This is a genomic window from Psychrobacter sp. JB193 (assembly GCF_002285555.1).
Classification (GTDB): domain Bacteria; phylum Pseudomonadota; class Gammaproteobacteria; order Pseudomonadales; family Moraxellaceae; genus Psychrobacter; species Psychrobacter alimentarius.
Map to the genome: position 1 here is coordinate 1,179,927 of NZ_NRGY01000002.1, position 19,600 is coordinate 1,199,526.

A 19,600-nucleotide genomic window follows, 5' to 3' on the forward strand; every position below is an offset into this window, starting at 1 on the left:
GAACCCTATCGAACAAAGAAAAAATCCCGTAGAGCTCAAACCCGTATTTATGCCTCGCGTCAACAGTGACAATCTGGTAAAAACGGACATGGTCAGGGTCGAGCGGCATGTAGGGTTCGCAAGTAGACAAAAGAAAAAAACTATCAATGACTTGCATCAAGTTATCCGTAAGAAATACGGCTTTAATAATGTCTTGGAGATGTCCAGTAAATCAGGAAATAAGCTGAGTTTTTTGCTTAGTCCACTGAGCTTAAAACTTACAAATGATGATGGTAGTCAGTATAGTGTCGAAAATGCCTTTCAAAGTAGTATGATTTTTGAGGATGGTGGCCCTTATACTGATTTGCTAAGTGCGCCGCCAAGACAAGCCAGAAGGGATGAGCGCTTAATGACCTCAGGTGAACTGATTGGCTATAACTATTTTGGTATGGAATGGAGTGTCGAGCCACTGACCACGTTTTATGATTGGCTGTATGTGAATGCCCTAAAACAAAATACTCAGCTGCATGAAGAAGTAATGCAGTATCAGGCTTTTACAGATCTTGAGTTTAATCCTAAGAAAAAGATTCACTGCGCCGCTTATGCACTAGCCATGTTTGTGGCACTTAAAAAACGAGAGTTGCTCGATAATGTTGAAGACCCAATGGCATTTTTTGACTTATATAGTGAGTTTAAAGTCAGTAATACCGAGAAGCTGCTGGAGGCAGGTTGGATCTGATACTAGTTATAAATAAATACTAGGCCAGTTATAAAAATTTGAGCGAGTCAAAAGCTACCGTTATGTATCGTAGCTTTCACGTTCATTTATGTGGCTATTTTCAATAAAGTTTAGGCATTACCTGAAGATTAACGATAGAACGTTTTGGTTTGTATAAAAGGCGATTTTCTCAGCTCTATCTATATTTTTGATAAGTCAGTTTTGCTGTATATCTAATACGAGTGCTTTATAAATTGTCTTTCTCTAGATTTGCCAAAAATGCCGCAAAGCCTTCATTTGCTCGAGCATCTAGACGACTGCTGGTAATCACACGGACACGATTGCTCCAAGTAATGGCATAACCTTGATCTTCGAATCTTTTGACCAAATCTACATCTTCATGACAGGGTAGAGGCGCAAAGCCGCCAACAGCGAGATAGGATTTGCTGCTAAAACTTAAATTCGCCCCATGAATGTGACGGTGTCCCATCATATCTTGATAATGCGCGATATAAGCTTCTTGTGTTTGTGGCGTCAAATGTGCCCAGTTATTAACACTTACCACGCCGCAAATCATATCAGTAGACTGCTGCTCGATATGAGTGACTTGCTGCACCAACCAATCTATTGTCACGACTGAATCCGCGTCTGTGCAGGCTATCCAAGTTGCGTCATTTTCAATAACATAGCGAATACCTATATCTCGCACTCGTCCCACACAGTGACAATCACACGCTATATAATCCACACCTGCATTTTTAACTAATGCCAACGTCTCGTCGGTACAGCCATCGAGCACAACGAGCGGATATGCCAAGATAGTTGAGGGCAGTTGAGTAATGGCTTTGTGAATGGACTTTAGGCAAGCGCTAATAGTCATCGCTTCGTTATGAGCAGGAATCACAATACCAATTCTTATATCAGCCATGTCGCTATTTTCCATAGTGGCGTCTCCCTCGCATTGTCTTACTCTCACACTTGTTATATCAAGTTTTCTTGCATGGCGACGGATTTTGGAGAGTTTTGCCAAACATCTAGTAAAAAGTCAGTATCTATTAGCTTGCTTTGATGCGAAAAACCTACTTGTTGTTTCCTCTCGTTGAATGCCTTATTACTGGATACAGTATTGGACAAATCAAACGCTTGATATAAGCGTTGGTGTACCGTCTCACCTGTCATCTCAAATCCATCAATGGGATAGCGCCAATGACAGCAGAGCAACGTGCCGCCGATGGCAAGATTTTGCTGAATCCAAGTAATAACGGTATCAATATCAGCGGGCGATAAATAATATAAAATCTCGCTAATGACAATCAAATCAAAGGACGATTGGTGGGTCGGGATATGGTTCTCTAAAGGATAAGCGTCGAGCAATGTCTCGTTTAGGGTCGATAAACTATGAGGAATCACGCCTTGTATGACCTTTACATGAGAGGAATTGGCCAAGCGTTGTTTGGCAAGTGCTACTGCTTGCTGGTTGCCATCTATACTCACCAACGCCTGACAACGGCGGGCAAGTAACTCACTAAACACACCATTGCCGCAGCCCAATTCAATCGCATTGTCGTATTGATTTTGAGCCAATACCGCAAGACACATATCACGCTTGCGTTTTTCATACCAGCGCGTCTGATACTCCCACGGGTCAGTGTTGTCACTGTATAACGCATCAAAATAGGTCTGTGAATAAGTATCAGAGTGAGCGATAGCAGGAGTATCATCTGCTATTATAGATTTAGAGATATGGTTCATATAAATAAACCTCCCAGCGTTGGCTAATTCTGGCGATGGTTTGAGCCGATAAAATAGGCGGATTGCCTGTACTTTCATCAGCGGTGATTTGGCTAGCAAAACAATTAATCGCTTGCGCTTTACGCGCTAATTGCTCAGCTGTTAAGTCAAGTCTGACGGCAATGTGCCAAGGAATGCGCCTATCGTCAGGCTTTGCCCAATGCCATGCCCAAATGAGTGCTTGATAACAGTCTAGGTTATGCTGCTTAGCAAATGCAGCAACGACTTGTCCGGTTGCCTCGTGGTCAGGATGTCCATCATGAATGAAGGGCGCTACCAAAATATCTTCAGGCCGGATGATAGTATCCAGTTTTTTATTAAACTGCTCTTGCCGTGCAAATACATCACCGTCAGGCAAGTCTAGAAAAATCGACGTGACTTGTGAAGCCACACCCAATGCGTTTAAAGCCGCAAGGCTCTCTTGCGGGCGAATGATATCTAATGTTTGCGGTGGATAAATTTGTGAGTCTGGGTGGCTTTGGGTACCGTTGGTCACATGGACAAGCAAGATAGAATTCCCGTTCGCTGCCAGTTGTTGCAGCATACCGCCGCAGCCCAAAATTTCATCATCAGGATGGGGCGCAAACACACACACACGCTGATGCGGTAAAAAATTTTGTGCAATATTTAATCGAGGTAACGCGTGTAGTCCTTGCCAATTTTGCCAAGTATCTGGACTCGTACCAACACCTTCAATAACTCGATCACTGACAATTGGATGGTTTTGTTTAGCCGTGGCTGTACGATTGGCTATAGCGTCAGTACTGATCTTTGTATTGTTATCGCGAAATGTTAAGTCAGACCATGAGGGGTTTTCTGACATATTGGTTGTCACAGTTGCCATATGTTTTCCTGCTCATTAATGGAGTCATTGTTTAAGTCAGTGGCTAACACACTCGACAGCTCCCCAATTCTTTGTAAATCAAACGCGCCATGACTTTGTCGAATAAAAACAGGCAAATCCGCTGATAGCCTTGCAAAATGAGCATTACGGCAAAAGGGCGCTGCGCCTAGAGATTGTCCAACGGCTTGTCCAACATCGCGTGCCAGCTGTTCAACGTTTGCTCTTAATTGACGAATGACAAGCTCGTGACTGTGAGTGGGTTGGCTGTCTATCAAGTGAGCAACATGATGAAAATACTGCTGCGTGACTGAAAGTGAGATGCTGATTTGTCCTAAATACATGGCTTTATAATCGTGTGGTTTTTGCTGATAGGCCTTTATTAAATAGCCAGCTATAGAAGTGGTTGCTCCATACCAGCAAGCTGCCACACCGGCCGCGCCATGCCAAAATCCCACACGTTCTAGATAGGCATTTGCCGCTCCGACATTACTGGCTGTTGCTTGATTGAAGTGTATGGTGGCCGTATCAGTCGCTTGCATTCCGACCGCATGCCATTCTCCATTATCAATCTCGATTCCCTCTTGTTGCATGGATACGACAAGCAGTTGTGATTGGCCACTCTCATCTTGATAAGTGATGAGTCCATGATCAACGATATTGGCACCCGAACACCAAGACTTTGTACCACTGATTTTACCTTGCTGATAACGTATGGGATTGGGGTGACCTTCTGCCGCCCAAATCGCCCATAATCCTTGTGTTGATTCTCTATAACCCAATTCATGTAGGATGCTGAGGGCATCTACATGAGACTCAAACCATTTGGCAATCGTTAAATCAATACCTGCCACGTAGGCCAAAATCTGCCAACGAATCAAAGTTTGTGAATGGTCACCACCAGCAGGATGAGGAATCTTGTTGCCATAAGTCACCAGTATATTTAAAATGTCATGGCGTAACTTATCTGTCATGACAAATGTGCTCAGGGTTTGATCATCTTGCGTAATCATCTCTTCTATAGCGGCTTTAATGCTTTGTAATAAATAAGGTTTTATCTCTAGATGTGACACATGACTCTCCTTATTACTCTTGTCGCTCAGGCATTTGGCGTGTCTCTAGGCGCGCGCTAGCCACTTGATGTTCTTTATTACCGTATAAATCGTCTAAAAAATCTTGTTGCCAAACGTGTAAATTGTCTTGCTGCAATCCATATAGTAATTCTTGATAGCGTTCTTTTCGCTGCATAAGCGGCATTTCTAAAGCCTTTTTTAAACCCTGTATGATGCTTTTAGGTTGGCGCGGATCGATAATAATCGCCGCCTGCATTTGCTCAGCTGCTCCCGCATATTGTGACAGCAATAACACACCAGGATCATCAGGATTTTGAGCCGCAATATATTCTTTGGCAACAAGGTTCATACCATCTTTGAGCGAATTAACCCAACCGATATCGCTATGCCAGAATACCCTCATCAATGTCTCATGGCTCAGTACTTGTTCACTATATGTAATGGCCTGCCAATTCTCTATAAAATTACTAGCATTACTGTCAGTACTAAAGGTACTACGTGGTAAAGTAGTGGTTTGACATACATCAAGCGAAAACTGCTGATTGATATCCGTCACGGTTTGTTTGACAGTATTGTAAAGGCATTGATAAGTAGGCAAGTCTAAACGGCTAGGGCAGGCAATTTGTATCAGCTTCAACTGATTTTGATACACCGGATAATGCTGTAAAAAATGACGATAGGCTGAAAAACGCTCCAATAAGCCTTTAGAATAATCGATTCTATCGACTGCAATGATTTGTTGCGCAGCAGGTTTGATACGGTTGCGTTTCGGGTTCGGTTTTATAGATTGAATAGATAAATCCATCGTTTGCTGTTGGATTCTTGCTGCGTTTATGCCAATTGGATAGGCATTAATCGTCAAACAATGCGTGGGGTATGAGGGTAGATTGAGCATCAACTGTGCGCTTGGCGATCGGGTATCCTTGGTCAAACTTTGGATCATATAAGATGTATTGATTGTCAAGTCACTCAAAAGACTCGCTTTTAAATAATGTTGAAACACAGCAAGGCAGTTGGTTTTGTTTTGCTGAGTCTGCATACCAAGTACATCGTAATGGGCAAGGTGCTCAATCAGCTCAGCGCTTTGATTAAGCTGCTGCCAAAACATTAATGGAGCAAAAGGGATATGTAAAAAAAAGCCAATACGATTGCGCATACCCAGCTGTCGGCAATAATAAGCCACACTCAAAAAATGATAGTCATGTACCCAAATCACATCTTCGGGATGGAGAACCTTTTTTAATTGTCTGGCAAAAAGACGGTTCACACTTTCATAGCCTGCATAATCTTCTGGCGTTTGGCTAATTAAATCGGCTTGCTCGTGCAGTAGCGGCCAAAGTACATTGTTAGCAAAACCGCAGTAAAAATGCCGATATTGTTTGGTGGTAAGGGTTGTTGTTAGGTAAGTGACGGTGGTACTAGCTCCGTTTGTGCCAGTAATAGCTAAAGCAATATCTTCGCTGATATCAAACTCATGGTCAGTGTAACTACAAAAGTCATCAGTATCGTCTGCCTTATTATCGACAACCTTGCCGTTCCAGCCCATCCAAATGACTGAACTTCCTACCAAGACGTCTTGTAAGGCGACCGCAAGCCCACCCGCCATCGGTCCACTATCAGGCATTTTGACTCGATTGGATAAGACAGCTAAGCGACTCATATACTGTGCCTCATGACATCCTTTGGCAATAAACAATCCGTGTCTATTGACTCAAAATCACTTATATTTTGCTGTTGGAAAAATCTTAAAAAACTCTGAAGTAGCACAGTGACCTCATCAATATTATTCACATAATAATGGGCACAGCTTGGCTCGTGGCCGACCTTGATACCCATTCCTCGCGCTGATTGTTGAGGTTTCTTTAGAGCATTATTTTGACTTTGTATGGCCATAAATCCTGCCTCATCAGTGATATCGTCACCAATAAAAATGGGACAAATATTATCGCTGGCTCGTACTTCTTTTAGTAAGGTTAAGATGGCAGTACCTTTATTTACACCTTTTGGTACTGCTTCGCAAACGTACTTACCGTGTTTCAATGTCCATTTAGCAGAATGTTTTATTGTTTCAGACATAATTGTGCAGGCGACATCGGCTAAGGCAGGGTTTTGCCGATAATGTAGGGCGACCGAGTAAGGTTTGGTTTCTATGGCAAAACCGCTGTAAGACATACAGGATTCAATGATAGATTGCCTGATAGCAGTAAGTGCTGCAGAGTCAACATGCAGAGTGCAGGTATCGTTGCTATTTTCGGCGCCATCAAGAGCGATTTCTAGACCATGCGTCGCTGCTATCGGTAAATTGATAGGGGATAGCATTTGTCTCGCTTCAGCAAGGCTTCGCCCGGTTACAATAGCGATTTTGACACCGTAGTCTTGTATTTTTTGTAAAATCGTTAATGTGGTTCTGGGAATAACGCTGTCTTTTGGATCCAGTGTAAAATCTGCAAGCGTGCCATCGATGTCTAAAAACAAATAATAACTTTGCTGATTTGATAAATAATCAACAAAGTTATTTGGCTGTATATATATGGGTGACATATCCAAACTAACGCTCCTTGCTGAAGTCACATTCAGTCCCTTTGTATGGCATACTGTTTCGTCATTAAGTACCCGTTTATAAAGGAATAACTGATACTTGATAACCACATTAATGAGTTTGCCATAGCCTGAATTGATCTTAGAGGGCAAGAGTGTTTAATTTGGCGTAGGTTCTGTAACTTAGTGAACATCGCATGGACAAAATAACTTCTATCAAGTCTTATTTCGTTGGCAAAACAAAAGGCCTGAAGAGTTCTAAATGTGAATCTACCCGCTTAGAGATATCCAACGACTACTCACTAAATGAGAGAGATTGCCCTTGTCTTTTGATAACGGTATATCCAAAAGTGTCTGAATAAGAGACAATACGTTCATAAATATTTCATAAGCTCATCCATATAAAAAGGCAGTTTTAAATGACCGATAATAACCCATATAATTTTTTACCTTTGGCGGCCACAGGTCGAAACGAGACTAATACAGCCAATACCTATGCACCTGAAGATATGGTCAAAATATATGAGCAGCAATTTCTCATTGAAGTGCCGGAAGACAAGCTGACTGAATTTTTACCAGCGCTAAAAGCGTTTTATGATATTGATAATCATACCTTGGATGTCAGCGCTGTGATTTTTGATGCAATCGCAGACGCAAGTATCATTTACAATCATAAAATCAAAGTAGGTGGCTATCAGCTACTGGGTGGGTTGATAGAGGAGTCGATTGAATATGATGAAGACCATACAGAGGGTGAAGAGACTCAGAATGAAGAGCTACAAGCCTATACGTTAGAATGTCAGCGTACTTTTTTCATTAACGATGTAGAAATACCTTATCATTTCAATCTGTTCATTTATGGCGATGGTTATTCTACGTTGACCAAAAAAGACACCGTGTTAGAAAAAATGTATTGGTTCGTCAGAGCCAGATTCGAAGAGAATCTATTAGAGGATTCTGAAAATCATAATAGCTTAGCGTCTATTAATGCGCAGCTTAATGGCTTAGGTATTCGTGAAATGGATCTGACAACTATGGATGAGATTGTAAGCTATGTAGAAAACAACATCATAGATGACGCCATGGTGGAAGCACTTAACAAGTTATTGGATGATGCGGAATAGTACCGAAAACAAACTGGTAGACGTTTTTCAGTTAAAATGAGTTTTTTGAACCTTTGGCGTCATAAATAAGTACTTTTGAATCCATACTGGTTTATACAATTCTGAATATATTTTTGGTTTTATGCGTATTTCTTCCAAAAATGGGTGCTAAGTTTCCCATGTGATGTGAGCAATCTTGTTGTTAATGATCCATTTAATTTAGGCTTTTTTCTAGCAAAATAAGCTTTTTATAAGGTAAAAACGGTGCTTTATGTTTAACAATCCCACGACTCGTTTAAATAAATACATCAGCGAGAGCGGTATTTGCTCTCGCCGCGATGCTGACCGCTTTATCGAGCAAGGCAATGTCTACATCAACGGCAAGCGCGCTCAAGTAGGCGCGCAAGTGGTTGCTGGAGACGCGGTCAAGGTGAATGGACAGCTTATTGAGCCACGCGAGGCGGATGATTTTGTTTTTATTGCATTGAATAAACCCGTGGGCATTGTCAGCACTACGGAAAGCTCTGAAAAAAATAATATTGTTGATTTTGTGAGACACGGGGTACGTATCTTTCCTATTGGTCGTTTGGATAAAGATTCCCAAGGGTTAATCTTTTTGACCAACAATGGTGATCTGGTAAATAAGGTATTGCGTGCTGGTAATAATCACGAGAAAGAATACTTGGTTACGGTGAATAAGCCGATAACGGACAGTTTTATCGAGGGTTTGGCAGGCGGCGTACCTATGCTTGGCAAGATGACGAAAAAGTGCCCAGTGACTAAGGTGGCGCCTACCGTATTTAATATTACGTTAGTGCAAGGTCTAAACCGTCAAATTCGTCGCATGTGTGAGCATTTTGGTTACGAAGTCGTCAAGCTTGAGCGTACGCGGATTATGAACGTTAGTCTTAAAGGCCTCCCAGTTGGCGATTGGCGAGATCTAACCCCAAAAGAGTTGTCTGTGCTGCTTAAAGCTGTAGAAGATTCTTCTTCGGATGCCAGCAATCCAGGCAAGAAATCTCGTCATGCCCCCCGAAAAAACGCTCAAAATGCCAACTCGTCAAAATCAAAAGGTACTTCAAAACCAAAGGGGGCAGAAAATGGCGGTAGTAAACGTCCCAATGATGGTGCTAAAAAACCAGCGGGTTCTAAAGGGAGTAATGGTCGTCCTTTTGGTAAAAAGACTGGTGGCAATGGCAGACCTACTACAAATGGCAAGCGTCCTGCAAAAGGTCGAGGATCTAAGCGGTAATAAGTTCTTAAAATGTGACTACCTTATGTATCTTTGAAATGGCAGTAAGTTGAATAACTTTAACGAGATAATACTATGTTTAAAATAAAAGTAGAGCGTATTGTCAGAAAACCGATTAATGAGGTATTTGAAGCACTAAGTGACCATGCCAGTTATGGATTATTCAAATCTGTAGGTGTGGCTAAGTTGGTGACTGAAGGTGATGAAGAGCGAAATGGAGTCGGCGCTTTACGAACGGTACAAACTGGAGCCTTTAAAGTATGGGAGCGAATTACTGCGTTTGAGCGTCCTATTCATATGCAATATCAAATCGAAAAAGCTAGGCCTATAAAGATGGAGCACTATAAGGGTATTATTGATTTAAAAGATTTAGGGGATGGAAGCACACACGTGACTTGGATATCTGAAGGCCGATTAGTTGTGCCATTGGTTGGGCGTTTGTTTGATCGTAAAATGCAGAAACAAGGTACAATAGTTTTTAATAGCATGCTCAAGTCTTTAGAAAGCCGCTAAATTAGCGGCAATATTGAGTTTTTTATAGTTTGCTCTGAGTGTCGCTTATAGAGTTTGGGCAACTCTTTTACTCTTAATCAGTCTTTTCTTTTATCAATCTCGTTCTTGGCAGCTTCAATGTTGTTAAAGCGCTCTAATTGCTCTGGTGTTGCTTTTTGTTGATGCTTCTCTTTCCATTCAGAGTAAGGCATACCATAAACAAGCTCGCGTGCATCTTCGTATTCGATTTCAATACCACGTTCTTCACCAGCAGCTTGATACCATTTAGATAAACAGTTACGACAAAAGCCAGCAAGATTCATTAGATCAATATTTTGTGCATCTTTACGCTCGTCTAAATGAGCTAATAAGCGACGAAATGCCGCAGCTTCTAGTTCAATGTTTGATTCTAATTTTGCCATAAGATTTTTCCTAATTATTAATGCGTGTTTGTGGGTGCTCGTTTGTTGTTATATTTGGCACTTTAAGAGTGCTGATAACCTGTTATCTTATTGTTTACTGGTTGTCCGTCTAATAAAGTCCAGTTTACACTAATATAGAAACTGTAATTGAGCCACTTTACAATTGACATGATACTAACGATATAAATATTGCACAATCTATGTCGATCTATATTCAAAACACTTGGCAAAATTATTAACTAGATAGAGGTGAATAGTATCACCTCTATCTAGCCGGCAAAATCACCGTACCATTACAAGCTTTTAAACTAAGTTGAATCACTGTATTTGGCAAAGTATTTTGGTGACTCCTAAAAATTTTTCTATATCTTTTAGATTATGGCAATGGATTGGTGAGACACGGATCGAACCTTTCAAACCAAACGATTCCAACATTCTTGACGAATAGGGGCTTGATAATAAACGTTCGAAAGTCACTACTCCATTCATCTCATAATATTCTACTGCTTTTTCATAATCTATGTTGTCAAAGCCAATTGCCATAATAAAGTCTTTTTTAGTCAGGTCTTTACAATCTAAGTATACGTTTATACCATCTATATGTCTTAATCCTTCTGCATTTTCTGTACCTTCTAACATTGCATGCATTAAGGCTCTTTCATGCAGTTTGATACGAGTCATACCTTCGACAAAAAGCTCTCTTTTTGTCGTTGAAGTAATGAATTGCTCTCCTAGCCAACACACATAATTGACCACTTCAGTGACTGCTGCAAAATGGGCGGGAGCAGGGCTACCAAGTTGCCAATAATCATTTGGTTTAGCAATTAACTTATTGTGTGGCAATTTCGCTAACCGCTCTGATACATAACCAATCCCAAAACCACGTGGTCCAAAAAACTTATAAGGTGCAAAGTTAATGCCATCAACAGGCACTTTACTTACATCAATAATGCCATGCGGAGCATGTTGTACAGCATCAGCCACAATATATAGATCAGGTTTTATTTTCCTTGCTTCAACAACTATCTTTTCTGCATCTAATAATGCACCAGACACATTTGAGGCATACATAAACGTGAGTAAACACGTATCTTGATCAATCAACTCTATTATATCTTCAACATCAACACCACCTGTCAATGGGTTTTTTTTAGCAACTCTCAACTCTTTACCAGTTGCCGCAGCATAAGAGACCATTGAATCGTAGGCTGAAGGATGCTCTAACAAAGTGGTCACGACATTACCACCGGGGACATTTTCCATGACTGTTCTGACCATATCAAACATGACCATTGAAGCCGTAAGTGATGTGACAATACTACCAGTATTGGTATTCAAAATGGTTTCTATAGAAACCCCAACCTTGGCAAGGACGCAGAACTATTTTACACAACTAGGTTTTAATTATAAGTATATGATATTAAATGATTTAGTTTGTATGAACTATAGTTATATTTTAGTATGTTAGTGCATTAAGTAATAAGTTATTCATATTTTAGTCACCGTGAAAATACGTATATTGACACTTAACTATTCTTAAGCTAGTCTAGAACTACTCCTACCCTATCAATATTATTTCTAGGACTGTTAATTTCTCTAGAGAGCAGAGGTGTTCAATGACAGAAAAACCTGTAGCTCGTAATCATTTTTTTACTCCTAGTTATACTCCGTTGACCGTGCATCCCAAAGCGGCCCTAGCCTATAAAACGTGGCTGAAGTTTCGTTCTAAAACTTCACCTATTCATCTTGCTAGTATCAATAAGTACCATAAGCCTCCGACAAGAGTTATATTTTGCGATAAGCAAGGTTATCTATATTTTGATAATTTTGAGCGCATGATGAATATTCTTCATCACGAGTCTGATGTAAGTCAGCCATTTATAATCATTACGGGTAATGATGAGCAAATTACTAAGATGGCTTGGGTAGAAGTATTGAAACTATGCTTCCATCGGGATGTCGACCATGTCTCTTTATGGCAGCATCTTCAGAAGCATTGTGCTCAAACAACGCTGAAAGAGCTAATGGGGTGTGATAGCTTATTTAACGAAGATTACTGTAAATTCGCCGGCATCAACATCGACCAGTATTTGTACGCACAAAGGTCTTTGAAGCAAGAAAAACAAGCGTTTGATTTACCACAAAACATGGACTGGACCAATGGATGAAGTAAAAAAATGGCCTGTTAGGACTATGGAGGTCGAAGAGGCTCATGCTTTGATCAGACAGATTGTGCCACATGACTCACCATTGTCAGTTCAAGTGCAGAGTGAACCGCCCCGAGATTGTCGGAGACTCAACTTTCTGAGAGAATACGACAATGAAAACACGAAACTATACCCCTGAAATGAAAGAGCGTGCGGTTCGCATGCTCATTGAAGCCAAAGACGAATATCCTTCCACATGGTCTGCAATTCAAGCCATTGCCCCTAAGATTGGCTGTACGCCTGAAACCTTGCGGTCATGGTATAAGAAGCACATCGATCAAACCATACCTGCTAATGTTCAAGCTCAAAGCCAAGCCGAGCGCATCAAAGCGCTTGAACGTGAGAACAGAGAATTAAAGCAAGCTAATGAGATTATAAGGAAAGCAGCTGCTTTTTTCGCCCAGGCGGAAATAGACCGCCCACCGAAGTGATGATCAAATTTATTGATGAGAATAAGTCAGAATATGGGACCCAAGCCATTTGTAGAGTCTTGCCGATTGCTCCATCAACCTATTACCGTGCTAAAGACTTGGAGAGCTGCCCTGACAAGCGCTCATTACGCAGTCAACATGACGACTTCTACATCAGTGAAATCAGGCGCATCTGGCAGGACAGCAAGTGCCGCTACGGTGCGCGTAAAGTCTGGCAGCAAATGAAGGCTGACGGCAGTCATGTGGCTCGTTGTACGGTAGAGCGGTTAATGAAGCAGCATAGCATGCAGGGGGTTTGGCGCGGTAAAGGTAAGATAACCACCAACAGCCGTGATGACCAGAAGCGCGCTGATGATTTGGTCAATCGCAACTTTAGCGCACGCCACCCTAACCAGCTGTGGGTGGCTGATTTTACCTATATCAAGACGACAAGCGGCTGGGTTTATACTGCTTTTATCATTGACGTGTTTGCTCGCGCTATCGTGGGCTGGAAGGTATCTAATCGTATGAACACCGATATGGTGATGGCAGCACTAAACCAAGCAATAGCAGATAGAAATAATCCAAAAGATGTGATTCATCATAGTGATCGCGGGGTTCAGTACTTGTCTATCCGCTATACAGACAAAATGACAGATTCTGGTGTGATCGCCTCTGTTGGTACAACGGGTGATTCATACGATAATGCGTTGGCTGAAACGGTTAACGGGCTGTATAAAACGGAGGTGATTGATTATTTAAAACAGCAGTGGCAAGGTGTGAATGATGTTGAATTAGCAACCCTTGAATGGGTGGACTGGTTTAATAAAAAAAGGCTGCATAGTGCGATTGGCTATGTGTCACCTTTTGAGTTTGAGAAGCGGTATTATGATAATCTTAATCTGTTAGGCATTGCTGCTTAACTTGAATAAACAGTCTCCGATATAGTCGGGGCGGTTCAGAGAGTTATTTTTGGGCTGATAATTCTGTCTCCAAACTACTTGATGACAATTAGTGATCAGAGTGTCGGTTTGAGTTTGACGGAGCTAACGTATGACGAATGCAACACTATTATAGAAGCAGTAAATTCTCATAAAAATACTGATGTTTGGTCCGTTTCTTATATGTTAGCTACATTTACTGCTTACTATAGGCAAGAACCGTTCACTGACAAATCTTGGCTTTTTATGAGCAAGTATTTGCAACTTATATTACTCATAGTAAAGCGTCAGGATAAGCATTTTAATAAAGTTAACAAGCTTGGCGTTCGCATAAGAATGTCGCTAAAAAAGAACTCATCTCAAACGGCAATTATTGATGAGCTGATAGACATACATGACTCATCTGCCAATGTCTTTCAAAACTTCGCTGATATTGAATTATATGAACAAGATATGCGGCATAGGGAGGAGACAGGTTTAGTTAAAACTCATAATCTAGCTAAGAAGATAGGTGAGATAAGACTTGCTTATGAAGTTGTTATTAAAGATAAGAGTTATATCGAAAGGCAACGTAGGGGAAATGGACAGTCTGTAATCGTAAAGAAGGTGAGAGAAGACCAAGATGTACTTCTTACGGATGAAGAAACTCGACGAATGCGTTTCCCTGAGGAATATTTAGGAAACAATGTTGTTAAATCAGAAAACTTAGCTGACGATGACCCACCAACGCTTTTAGACAACAAATATAAACCTACTAGGAAAACAGCTAAATCATCGCAACTACAACAGTACCAAGTTAAAACCAGCTATCTGCATAGTAAACGTAATCGATTTATGTTCCCTAGTAGTACCAGACTATTAACATTATCTGATTATCAGTCAGTTTTTGTAAAACTGTGGGATATGGTCTCTAACGAAGAGCAACATAATAGGCGTACTGCTTCTATATTATTGTTATCGATGATAACCGGTAGATCAATTAAAAACGTGATCAGTGAGGTGTCGAGTAATAAAAGCCAAAGACAGTTTTTGGTGGAAGAAGAGAGCGGTGTAGCAGTGATTCAAAATAGTATTAATGTCACTGTTAATAGGCGCGATGTAATAAAGTCCGTCGTTAAAAGCCATAGCAATCATTTTAGTTTACCGTTACCAGTAACTCTACAAGCTTTATTACAATACAAGTTTGAAGTAGAACCAACTGACGTCAATCAACTTCTAAAAGCGCTTAAAGAGAGTTTGTCCTTACCTTTATTATCTAGCCAGCATATAGAAGCAGCGCTAACATCTATCATTACTCACCACATCGGCGAACCATTACAATCAGACATCATTACAGGCGTCGAGGTGGAGCACTCAGCACCGCTGTACTATACAAGTATAAAAACATCTTCACTGATTCATACTTACCAAGCTGCAATCAATATACTAAGTGGTCGCTGCTTTAAAGATCTGGGAGCGGTACACTACTATAGTGTAAATTACAATCAAGTAGTCTCCGGCTATTTAAGCCCAAAACACTATCAACTATGGCAAGCACACAGATACCCTTATTTGGTAGATATGCCAATTGTCGCTAGCAACATTAATAAAACCTTCGTCGGTAGTGAGATGGCACTGATTGATAAAGTATGTGGTCAGTTTTTCGCACTGCTTGCAGAACAAGTGCATGGTGATAAACAACAATTAAATCATGGCGTAAACGATCGCGAAGATGAATATATCAAACAATTCAATGCTTATAGTTTATGGCTCTGGCACATTATCCAGATTCAAACAGGCATAAGACCTGTGAATGACGCACCTGGACTTCTAAATCAATTTAATTTTAATCATGATATCTATTGGGTTTCTGATAAATCCATACGACAAGGCAAAGACTATGGTCGTCTTATTCCTATCAGCTCTTTTCTAAAAACGGCGATAAAAAACTACATTAGTTATATCGAACACTTTGCTAGTGTGCATAATCCTTTATATCCGGAACACAAGCTTGAAATCGACCAAATTTTGCATTCAAAAGTGCCTTTTTTACAGATATTTAGCTTAAATCCAAAAAAGTTTATGCCCATCACACCAAGACGTATTAGAGGTATAGTGGGCAAGGCTCTTCCTCATCAAGACAATTGGTTGCGGCATCAATTACGTTCCATGCTGACCAATGAAGTCAACGAATTATACATCTGTGCTTTATTTGGTCATGAACATGCTGATCAAGAGATATTTCATCCTATGTCTTCTGAACGTATCAATCAATATAGAAAAGAGCTATTACTACAGTTAGATCGCGTGGCAAAAAAGCTTGATCTTAAACAAGTGGAAATCAAGCACCATGTCTAAGTCGTCAGAGTTATCGTCGCATGAGAAAAGAGCGGCCAATTTACAGCGGCAGAAGCTAGCGTTCATTAGAAACGCTAAAGAGATGGTCACTGAGTATTTATATGAACATCAGCCCTTTGATGAATCCGATATGGAAGAACATTATTGTGCTATTGATAATGAGTTATCGAACATTTTCAAGACATTCAATCAATACCGCTGTGCAAGAGTAGGGTTCTTACAAGCTGTCAGAAATTATAATAAAAATAACAATTGCGCGCTAGATGAACCTGTTGTTCCTATTGTTGCCGAACGAGACAAACTCACTATAAGCTATGACTGGTTCGTTGAAGGCTCAAAGGTCTCAAAAACATGGCAAGCTATGCAGCTGTTTTGGCAACGTAAGCTTAAGTTTAGTGCCAACGATTATGTTTCTTATTTCTTGTATAGCAGTATCATGTTTGGTGGTCTAAATGATATTGAGGCATTGAGAGCATTGTATCAATGGCTATTTAGCGATCGAAAATTGTATCTTATTAATATGGAAAAACAGACTGTACATCATAAGAAGCTAGATGCTGATAATATCTTACTCGTGATTCCTTTGGAGATCAGTGATGATAAATATGGATGTAGAGGGGATACTGATAATGATGCATTAATTCGTTATATCACTTATGTTCCTGACGATCTCAGTCTCATATTTTTACATGCTTTAGGCGATACTGATATAAACAAGCGTAAAATAAGCCAGTTCGAGACAATCGTTAAAGAGCTAAACAATAAGTTTGGGCTCACTTGCCGCGATCCGCAAAAAATTCATTTATCGCATCTTATTAGATACGCTAATTTTCACTGGCGCCAATGGCCTGATAGCGCTATTGATGGAGCTGGTAGTTTGGTTATGCAAGGACAGCTTAAAAGCACGTCATTGCCTACAGACCAGTTACTCACTTATAACCGAGAAGACATTCAAAATACCCAATCTGCCATTACTTGGCAACAGCTATTTGTTCAAAATATCTTAAGAAGTGAAAATCTTGGAAGGAGTGAAGGCTATCCTGCTTTTAGCAAAAATATCATTCAGCTAATCCAAGAGAGCTTGAAAGGAGCTCGATCATCTGCCAAAGAAAAAATAAGTCACCTAAAAAACGATTTTCCTCAGCCTAATGCCATACGTCTGCTCGGTTGGGTGCTGTCTTTACTAGAAAGTAACCAAACCAATTTAAACTCAGTCAGTAAATACGTTGGTTGTATTGGACGTGAGTGGCTTATGCTGACGATTGATGAAGATGTAGAGGAATGGGGTAGCAATGATTATGAAGACATATATGAGCAAATCATCTTAAGTAAAGTCAAAGATGCGCGCAAAAATGATGTTTTACAGAAAGACCCAATTGATGATCGAGACGATATTGAGCTTGATGAGAATGATATCAAGAATATTGAAAATGATGATTTAAATGATCCAAAATCTAATTTAGAGCAGGCGCTAGATGAAAGTAACGACGCAAAAAATGAGAGTCAACAATCAATCAGCTTAGATGAACTCAAAAACACTCAGTCTTATACTTATGGGCGATTACGCGCTTTTCATCGATATCAGATGCAGTATTTCGATGCTCCTGACGTGATTTTTGCATGGGGAGAAAATAAGCAGGTCGTCAAAGCAAGTATGGTATCGCCTCGAGTGTATAGCGCCATGCATAGCGCTATACAAGCATCTGAATTAAACCATAGCCAAAAGCTTTTATGCCAGACGATACTGATTCTAGCGTATCGTACTGGCATGCGCATTAATGAGATTGCAGGTATAAAACTCAAGAACGTAAAAAGTATCTCGGATATTAGCGTTGTACTGACGCCAAACCCTTATCTACGTCTTAAAAGTAGTAGTGCTAAAAGAAGAGTATTATTAACGGCGCTTGTAAAAAAAGATGAGTTAAAAATATTGACGTTGTTTATTGCTCAGCAAGAAAGAATGGGGGTGTCCTATTTGTTCTCTCAAGGCGTAAATAAGCAGCCACTACCAACATATTTTTTTAGCAATTTGATGAGGATACTATGGGATGGAGTGCTTGGACAAGACAACCACAGTTACACTTTCCATAGCCTTAGACATACGGCAATCAGCCAGTTAACGCTAGCTATCAATGGTTCGGCATTAGTAGAGGTGATGACTGACTATACTGTCGAGGACTGCCAAAATATTGCTGACAGTCTTGCTGGTTACCATCAAAATCAAGGTGCTTGGTTTGGGTTAGCGAGCTTTGTAGGTCATCTAACTTGTGACACTACCTTTGAGCATTATATCCATACCGCACATTTATTAGCAGGGTGGCAGCTAAGCCACGCTAAAATCGAAATACCTTTCACTGTTTTTCAGAATATAACAGGTATAGATTATCAAAAGGTAAATTATCATAGTAAAACCGCTTATGATAAAGCTTCTAAGATGGTAGCACTAAAAGAGCTAAGATTTTATTTTGCCAAAAAACTAAAGGCGCATCATGCTCCTTTGTTTACAGCGCCCGATGTGAGCGCTCAACTTATCCAACAGAATACTGAAGGTGAGGGGATATATCGTTCTATCTTTATTGATGCTAGATATGACGCTGTTATAAGCTTTATAAGAAAGCTAGATAACCTTAAACCTGAGCTGCGTGATAGAGAATTGGAAAATAAAGCGACAGAACACGGTATTCATCTTCACAAAGCGAAAAAGCTTTATCAAAATGCAAATGACTTAAATAATAATGACAAGCTCATCACTCAAGTTAAAGGTCAAACTGCTCAAGCGATTATTACAACAGCATTGGATAAAGCGTATCATATGTCAGTACATAACCCTGATAAATTACGCCAGTTTGTCAGAACCTATCAAAAAAAGCACATTACTTCTAGATCTTACTTAAAGTTTGGTATTAAACAGTCTCAACATAAGCTATTAGCTGAATTTTTGAAGATAGGCTGTGAAATTATTGCCCCTCAGCATTGGCAAATGACTTCTAATAGCGTGAAAGAAGTTAGGGAGTTCAAGAAAAAGTATAAACTAGATAGCGCCATTAGAGTTGAGGCTAACCAAAATGGTGCAGAATTTGAAGTTAGAGTTGTGAGAAAAATGAACGCCAAATCTGAGAAAAAAACTACGTATGAGTCCTCCGGCGTCTTGAAGTTTTTGGGAGAGATGTTAGTGATAATGCTTGAACAAGATAGTGAGAAGTGAGGCTGATGTAGAATAGTTTTTGTTGTCAGGCTACATAATTAAAACCTCCCAAGTTTGGTTCTACGCGATTGACAGTAGGGGTCACTTATTAATGGGCTTAATTTACCAATTTTAGTTGTACGGTTTCTTCAGCATAGCTCATAGTAGTTAATCTCTATTTCTACGTGTTCTTATTTATTGGGGGAATTATCATAGGGGTTAAATCCATAAATCATTGTATACGTTTTAAGAATATAATAGGTTTAGAGCTATAATAGGTATAGTTAAGAAACAATAAAATGCTACCTTATT

The 19,600-nt window shown here is 40.2% G+C and carries 16 protein-coding genes and 1 other annotated feature; of the genes, 8 read left to right on the forward strand and 8 right to left on the reverse strand.

Annotated elements, in window-relative coordinates:
* The first annotated feature begins 7 nt into the window (after positions 1-7).
* Entirely contained in the window at positions 8-718 is a 711-nt protein-coding gene (locus CIK80_RS13065; protein ID WP_095570414.1) for a hypothetical protein, read from the forward strand.
* 226 nt (positions 719-944) lie between these two features.
* On the opposite strand, the gene CIK80_RS13070 is transcribed toward CIK80_RS13065, so the two are convergent.
* From CIK80_RS13070 to otsB, 6 genes are all read right to left on the reverse strand, one after another.
* Positions 945-1,616, reverse strand: a complete 672-nt coding sequence (locus CIK80_RS13070; RefSeq protein WP_095570415.1) for a glycosyltransferase — start codon at positions 1,614-1,616, stop codon at positions 945-947.
* A gap of 62 nt (positions 1,617-1,678) precedes the next feature.
* A complete protein-coding gene (locus CIK80_RS13075) occupies positions 1,679-2,449 on the reverse strand; it encodes a class I SAM-dependent methyltransferase (protein WP_095570330.1) in 771 nt (256 codons plus the stop codon).
* Positions 2,433-3,332 (reverse strand): PIG-L deacetylase family protein, encoded by a 900-nt coding sequence (locus CIK80_RS13080; protein WP_095570331.1) that lies wholly within the window; start codon positions 3,330-3,332, stop codon positions 2,433-2,435. The genes CIK80_RS13075 and CIK80_RS13080 overlap by 17 nt, the downstream gene beginning before the upstream one ends.
* Positions 3,320-4,342 (reverse strand): acyl-CoA/acyl-ACP dehydrogenase, encoded by a 1,023-nt coding sequence (locus CIK80_RS13085; RefSeq protein ID WP_095570416.1) that lies wholly within the window; start codon positions 4,340-4,342, stop codon positions 3,320-3,322. The genes CIK80_RS13080 and CIK80_RS13085 overlap by 13 nt, the downstream gene beginning before the upstream one ends.
* A 73-nt stretch (positions 4,343-4,415) precedes the next feature.
* The gene (locus CIK80_RS13090; protein ID WP_095570332.1) at positions 4,416-6,062 is read right to left on the reverse strand and encodes a trehalose-6-phosphate synthase; all 1,647 of its coding nucleotides are present in this window, start codon (positions 6,060-6,062) and stop codon (positions 4,416-4,418) included.
* Complete coding sequence (gene otsB / locus CIK80_RS13095; protein ID WP_228139843.1) at positions 6,059-6,943, reverse strand: trehalose-phosphatase; 885 nt, start codon at positions 6,941-6,943, stop codon at positions 6,059-6,061. Before otsB ends, CIK80_RS13090 begins: the two co-directional genes overlap by 4 nt.
* A 416-nt stretch (positions 6,944-7,359) precedes the next feature.
* Between otsB and CIK80_RS13100 the strand changes: the two genes are divergently transcribed.
* The 3 genes from CIK80_RS13100 (at position 7,360) to CIK80_RS13110 (ending at position 9,808) form a co-directional block, all read left to right on the forward strand.
* Complete coding sequence (locus tag CIK80_RS13100; RefSeq protein WP_095570333.1) at positions 7,360-8,064, forward strand: hypothetical protein; 705 nt, start codon at positions 7,360-7,362, stop codon at positions 8,062-8,064.
* A 250-nt stretch (positions 8,065-8,314) separates the two neighbouring features.
* The gene (gene rluF / locus CIK80_RS13105) at positions 8,315-9,295 is read left to right on the forward strand and encodes a 23S rRNA pseudouridine(2604) synthase RluF (RefSeq protein WP_095570334.1); all 981 of its coding nucleotides are present in this window, start codon (positions 8,315-8,317) and stop codon (positions 9,293-9,295) included.
* A 75-nt stretch (positions 9,296-9,370) separates the two neighbouring features.
* Positions 9,371-9,808 (forward strand): SRPBCC family protein, encoded by a 438-nt coding sequence (locus tag CIK80_RS13110; RefSeq protein WP_062844860.1) that lies wholly within the window; start codon positions 9,371-9,373, stop codon positions 9,806-9,808.
* Between the two features lie 77 nt (positions 9,809-9,885).
* Here the strand turns inward: CIK80_RS13110 and CIK80_RS13115 are convergent, their stop codons facing one another.
* Together CIK80_RS13115 and CIK80_RS13120 are read right to left on the reverse strand one after the other, a co-directional pair.
* Entirely contained in the window at positions 9,886-10,209 is a 324-nt protein-coding gene (locus CIK80_RS13115) for a DUF1244 domain-containing protein (protein WP_062844859.1), read from the reverse strand.
* A 318-nt stretch (positions 10,210-10,527) separates the two neighbouring features.
* Positions 10,528-11,547 (reverse strand): aminotransferase class V-fold PLP-dependent enzyme, encoded by a 1,020-nt coding sequence (locus CIK80_RS13120; protein ID WP_218830331.1) that lies wholly within the window; start codon positions 11,545-11,547, stop codon positions 10,528-10,530.
* A gap of 278 nt (positions 11,548-11,825) precedes the next feature.
* On the opposite strand from CIK80_RS13120, the gene CIK80_RS13125 reads away from it, so the two are divergent.
* The 4 genes from CIK80_RS13125 (at position 11,826) to CIK80_RS13145 (ending at position 19,309) form a co-directional block, all read left to right on the forward strand.
* On the forward strand, positions 11,826-12,377 hold the full coding sequence (locus tag CIK80_RS13125) for a hypothetical protein (RefSeq protein WP_095570335.1): 552 nt from the start codon (positions 11,826-11,828) through the stop codon (positions 12,375-12,377).
* 152 nt (positions 12,378-12,529) lie between these two features.
* Positions 12,530-13,749, forward strand: a protein-coding gene (locus CIK80_RS13135) for an IS3 family transposase (protein WP_095568366.1) whose coding sequence is annotated in 2 segments (ribosomal slippage) — positions 12,530-12,806 and positions 12,806-13,749 — 1,221 coding nt in all. Because the reading frame shifts where the segments join, the coding sequence is not laid out codon by codon here.
* Positions 12,805-12,921, forward strand: a sequence feature (AL1L pseudoknot). (Overlaps the previous gene by 117 nt.)
* Before the next feature lie 264 nt (positions 13,750-14,013).
* Positions 14,014-16,104 (forward strand): hypothetical protein, encoded by a 2,091-nt coding sequence (locus CIK80_RS13140; protein WP_143516799.1) that lies wholly within the window; start codon positions 14,014-14,016, stop codon positions 16,102-16,104.
* Complete coding sequence (locus CIK80_RS13145; protein WP_095570338.1) at positions 16,097-19,309, forward strand: tyrosine-type recombinase/integrase; 3,213 nt, start codon at positions 16,097-16,099, stop codon at positions 19,307-19,309. Before CIK80_RS13140 ends, CIK80_RS13145 begins: the two co-directional genes overlap by 8 nt.
* Positions 19,310-19,600 lie beyond the last annotated feature (291 nt).